We start from the raw sequence: 1,664 nt of genomic DNA on the forward strand, positions 1-1,664 counted from the left end.
TACCGAGATATCTTGGAGAATTCTGCTTTAGATTCAATCATCGCTTTAACCTTGAGGACATGACCCTTGCACTTTTAAGAGCATCGGTATGCGCACCACCTATGCCAGAAAAGCTTCTCAAGCTAGCTGAGAGTCGGTGGTAATCAGGTTGTTCTAAGCCGACTCTGATTGCTCGCATCAATCAGAAAACGTATCAACAAGCCTACCTTGAAAATACGGTAGCGACCTATGAGCATGGGCAGTCTTTCTCTCTTTTAGAGCTCTCTCAAAAAGGCGTATCAGACCCGAAGATACGCAAAGGGGAATTGATGGTACGTGCAAGAGGGTTTGAAGAGTTAGCCAACGAGCTAGGTCATGTCGCCACGTTCTTAACAATGACGTGCCCCTCTAAGTATCATCGCAGTTACTCAACGTCTGGACATGCGAATCCTAAATGGGGTGGCTATGCCCCAATAGACGGGCAAGAGTACCTCAATTCGGTATGGCAATTGATACGCTCTAAGCTTAACCGCTTAGGCATTCGCTTTTATGGTTTTCGTGTCGCAGAGCCGCAGCATGACGGCACCCCTCACTGGCACTTACTTTTATTCGTGGAGCCTAGCTGCTATGAGCCAATGATTGACATCATGCGTGAGTATTCATTGCGTGACGATGGAGAAGAAAAGGGCGCTCGTGAGCACCGTTTCACCGAAGTAAAAATTGATGCATCAAAAGGCAGTGCGACAGGCTACATTGCCAAATACATTTCCAAGAACATTGATGGTAGCGACCTTGATAGTGGTGTTTATGGAGAAGACCCGTTAGATGCGGCAGCACGAGTCGACGCATGGGCGGCGTGTTGGGGTATCCGTCAGTTTCAGCAGCTAGGCGGCTGCTCGGTGACAGTCTGGCGAGAGTTAAGGCGTTTAAAAGAGACACAAGGCTTGCCAGAAATAGCGAAAAGCATCATCGAAGCGGCTGATAAGGGGGATTGGAAGGTGTTTACTCAAAAGATGGGCGGTGTGTTTAGCGTAAGCGCGTCATAAAACCCGCATTCTAATCGTCTAGCCCGAATAATAAGATCAAATCTCCAACCCAAAGGAGATTTGAAATGGCCAAACGACGCACTAACCAAGAATGGCAAATGCTTATCGAACAATCTGAATCGAGTTCACTGTCGACACTCGCATTTTGTAAGCTCAATGAACTCAATCCCTCAACGTTCTATGCCAAGCGCCAGCAACTCAACAAAACTGGCGTATCTCTAGGCTTTGTCCGAGCTGAAGTCGTCGAAAAGACCACAAAGTATCAAGCCACTCACATTGCAGTGGCCAACATGACACTACTTGTAAACAATGTTGAACTGAGCATCCCACAAGGCACGCCAGCGACCTATCTTGCAGAACTTATCGGTGCGCTGTCATGAAACGCATGCTCAGTGCTCCCGAAATCTATCTCTATCGTAAAAGCGTCGATTTTAGAAAGTCTATCAACGGCCTGGCTGCGATTATCGAAAGTGACACCGACTTACCTGTAGGGAGTGGCGCACTGTTCCTGTTCACCAACAAACAGCGCGACAAAATCAAAGTGTTGTACTGGGATAAAACAGGCTTTGCTCTCTGGTATAAACGCCTCGAAAAAGCCAAGTACAAATGGCCTACAAAAGAGCAAAACGAAGTGTTTAT

At 47.2% G+C, this 1,664-nt stretch carries 2 protein-coding genes and 2 pseudogenes; all 4 read left to right on the forward strand.

Annotated features, from left to right (window positions below; all coding sequences use genetic code 11):
- Positions 1-143: pseudogene (locus tag QTN95_RS20510) on the forward strand (IS1595 family transposase); the annotation flags it as partial.
- 6 nt (positions 144-149) lie between these two features.
- Positions 150-1,007: pseudogene (locus QTN95_RS20515) on the forward strand (replication endonuclease); the annotation flags it as partial.
- 83 nt (positions 1,008-1,090) lie between these two features.
- Positions 1,091-1,405 (forward strand): IS66 family insertion sequence element accessory protein TnpA, encoded by a 315-nt coding sequence (gene tnpA / locus QTN95_RS20520; RefSeq protein WP_331418829.1) that lies wholly within the window; start codon positions 1,091-1,093, stop codon positions 1,403-1,405.
- On the forward strand, positions 1,402-1,664 hold a 263-nt coding region (tnpB, locus tag QTN95_RS20525), incomplete at its 3' end, for an IS66 family insertion sequence element accessory protein TnpB (protein WP_331418830.1). The genes tnpA and tnpB, both read left to right, overlap by 4 nt.

The organism is Vibrio sp. M260112, from assembly GCF_036533775.1.
Taxonomy (GTDB): Bacteria; Pseudomonadota; Gammaproteobacteria; order Enterobacterales; family Vibrionaceae; genus Vibrio.